This window comes from Mesorhizobium sp. WSM4836 (genome assembly GCF_055811815.1).
Genome location: NZ_JBVVQF010000077.1, coordinates 1 through 1,184 on the forward strand (window position 1 = coordinate 1; position 1,184 = coordinate 1,184).

A 1,184-nucleotide genomic window follows, 5' to 3' on the forward strand; every position below is an offset into this window, starting at 1 on the left:
GCTGAAGCCCTCCATCGAGGAACAGTTTTTGCTTGAGCATGGTCTAAGGAGACGTGTCGAGATCGTCGTGCAGGCTGTTAGCATGATCCCGCCGATGGTCTCAGGCACAGCTCGTATAGCGACCATGCCCTTCCGGCTGGTTAAATATTTCGAAAAAACCTTGCCCCTGCGGATCGTCGAACTTCCGCTGCCGCTTCCTGCATTCACCGAGGCCGTCCAATGGCCCGCCCTTCACAACAGTGATCCGGCAAGCATCTGGATGCGAGAGGTATTGTTACAGGAGGCGTCTCGAATGACTTCTCCGCGGGACGCCAAAAGCCGTGTCAGCCACCCCTAATTTACTCCCGCGTCTCACGCCGCCATTCGCGTCAATAGCCCTTGCCGGATTAGATCGATGCTCGCGGCATGTGCGCCTGCGAAATCGACCAGCGGGTGGGCTGCGTCGACAAACGGCGCGAATGAGAATGGGCCTGCATAGCCGCCATCAAGCAGCGCCCGGATCTGGCTGCCATTGTCGGAACCGACTAGGACGCGATCCGGGTGAATCCAGTGGATTGGATCGTTCACTCTTGAAATGTGCACGAGACCGGTCAGGTCGCAGGAGAAGAACGTCTCCCCGGCCAGCGTGTGGTGGAACGTGTCGTGCACGAGGCGGAAGACCGACTGGCCATCAATAGCGGCAATGGCCTTAGCCGTTTCGTTCTTCGATCGAAGCGAGCAGGTCTGGAAGCCCAGCGGCTCAATGAGACCGATCAGGCCGCGAGACTGGAGGATCGGCTTGAGCGCCTTCAAGGCGACGCGGAGATCGCCCCGGCGCTCGCCATTTGCGGGCCAGGAGCCGTCGTTGACAGGCATCAGCATGAGCGTCTTGGCTCCGCAGGCCGCCGCATAATCGGCGAGCTTGCTCGCCTCGGTCTTGCGGGCGGGTGTCCACTCATTGAAGCGCTGCAAGGCATTGATGGAAATAATCCCAACGCCTGCTTCGGCGGCGGCAGTCCGGACGTCCGCCGCCGGCATGCCGCGTGCAATAGCATTGCTGCGCGGTTGGCTGCGGATCTGGACATCGGTCAGGCCCTGGTCACGGGCAAAAGCGAAAAGTGCCCTGACGTCAAGTCCGGGCGTCGCCATGTGGTCGAGTGCAAAGCGGGGCGCTGCTTGGCGCATGGCTTGGCTTTCCTTCTATG

2 protein-coding genes are annotated in these 1,184 nt (G+C 60.7%); one reads left to right on the top strand and one right to left on the bottom strand.

Annotated features, from left to right (window positions below):
• On the top strand, nucleotides 1–337 hold a 337-nt coding region (locus AC0L2P_RS32125), incomplete at its 5' end, for a type 2 periplasmic-binding domain-containing protein (protein ID WP_473507235.1).
• Between the two features lie 14 nt (nucleotides 338–351).
• Here AC0L2P_RS32125 and AC0L2P_RS32130 read toward each other — a convergent pair.
• Nucleotides 352–1,164 carry a TIM barrel protein gene (locus tag AC0L2P_RS32130; protein ID WP_473507236.1) on the bottom strand — a complete coding sequence of 271 codons (813 nt, stop codon included), beginning with the start codon at nucleotides 1,162–1,164 and terminating at the stop codon, nucleotides 352–354.
• Nucleotides 1,165–1,184: the final 20 nt, after the last annotated feature.